Annotated in this window: 1 protein-coding gene; it reads right to left on the bottom strand. The window is 63.7% G+C overall.

Annotation, left to right across the window (positions count from 1 at the left end):
- Positions 1-19: 19 nt before the first annotated feature.
- Complete coding sequence (locus K3M35_RS25675) at positions 20-1648, bottom strand: IS1634 family transposase (protein ID WP_220667276.1); 1629 nt, start codon at positions 1646-1648, stop codon at positions 20-22.
- Between the last annotated feature and the right edge of the window lie 114 nt (positions 1649-1762).

Below are 1762 nucleotides of genomic sequence, written 5' to 3'. Positions count from 1 at the left end.
CCCGAGTTGGCTCATTTCGTTAGTGCGTGACTTCGGTACCTGAAATCCGGTCGAGCAGCACCTGCATATCGGCCTCGACCTGCGGCGGGAACGTGTGCCGGGTTCCGTTGATCGCGATGGTCGCCGACCGCAGCGGCCGCAGCAGCTTGACGACCTTGCCGATCGCGAGCCCACTGCGTTCCTGCACCACCCGTGAGATAGCCAAGGCCGTGAACACCACGGTCAGGTGCGCCTCGATTGCGTCGCGGGTGCGGTGGAAGATCGGCCGTGCCCGCAGATCCGTCTTCGACATCCGAAATGACTGCTCCACATGCCACAACTCGTGATACTTGTCGATGATTTCTCCCGGGTCCATCAGCGAGACAGGAAGATTGGTGACATATCCCTTCAGCCCGACGAGCATCCGGGCTCGTTCGAGCGACGCAGTATCCAGTCGCCGGCCTTTCGCAGTTGTCTTCACGAATCGCGTCGACTTCGGTGCGGTGTCCCCGTCGACCACGGCCCGGGCGCGGGCTTCCTGCGCGTTGAGTGTCTTCTCGTCCCGGGCGGCGCGGCTGCGCGAGTACTGCCACACCGCCCGCCACGCATTCGGATGCGCCGCCCGATCCCATACCGGTTCGGCGCGCTTGCGAGAGTTGTTGACCACCGAGCGGCCGTGCCGTGGCGTGATCGTGTCGATGATCTGCCCATCGGTGAAAACATTGCCGTTCCAATGAAAGTGGGAGGCGAGATCACCAGGCGCTTTCGTGGCGCGGGATCCGACGATGAACTTGAGTCCGGCCTCGTCCAGTGCTGCGAGATTGGACGCGGACAACATCCCGGCGTCGGCGGCGACGACCATCTCGACCCCTTCGAGGTCATGGCGGGCCTGGAACTGCCGCACGATCGGCACGATCGTGTGGGTCTCGGCCGAATTGCCCTCGTAGCATCCGATCTCGAGGGGGAAACCGGTGCGATCGACGAGCAACCCGACGACGATCTGCGGGTCGACCCGACGCTCCTTCGAGTATCCGACTTTCCGCAGGTCATCTTCCTTTTCGGCCTCGAAATACAAGGTCGTCACGTCGTACAACAACAGGCTCAAGCCACCGGTTTCGGCGGCATGGGCGAAACATTTCTCGGCGATGCGGTCCCGGTACTTTCCGGTGATGACCTGACCCAAGTGACGTTTGATCGTCGCGTAGCTCGGCGGGTCCGCCCCGAGGTCCTGCAGGACCCGGCCGGCGTCGAGCTTCGAGCCGGGTTCGACGATGCGAGCGATCACCAGGTCGCGGAACACCGCATCGTCGACGATCCCGAAGCCGAGCTGGTCGTACACCTCGGCCAGCACCTGCCGCAGCAGCACCGACCCGGTCGATTCGGTACGTCCCGGCACGTCAACCTGCACAGGTTCAGCTTCCGGTTCGAGCAGTGCGCTCTGCCCGGTGACCAGCGGCATTTCCACGGGAATCTGAGGCGTGACGCCCAGATCGAGGGCCTGCTGGTCGGGTTCGAGCCAGGCGCGAGCGCGTTCGAGGAGCATGCCGAGTTCGACGTCGGTGTGGGCGGAACCGATGTGTTTGACGATCTCCTGCCGGCCGCCCACATATCGGGCGACCTGCACGGCCGTGGCCCCGGACTTGGTGCGCACCTTCCTGATAAACGCCACCCGCTGAGCCTAAAACCCGGGCTGTTAGTGCGTGAAATCAGCTCGATCACGGCGAGAACCAGCAGGTCACAGACGTGAGCCGTCGTTCATGCCGAATACGTGAGCCAACTCAGG

This window comes from Rhodococcus sp. DMU2021 (genome assembly GCF_019641445.1).
Taxonomy (GTDB): Bacteria; Actinomycetota; Actinomycetes; order Mycobacteriales; family Mycobacteriaceae; genus Rhodococcus; species Rhodococcus pyridinivorans.
The sequence above is the reverse complement of the archived record's forward strand: the minus strand, read 5'-3'. Positions and strand labels throughout refer to the sequence as shown.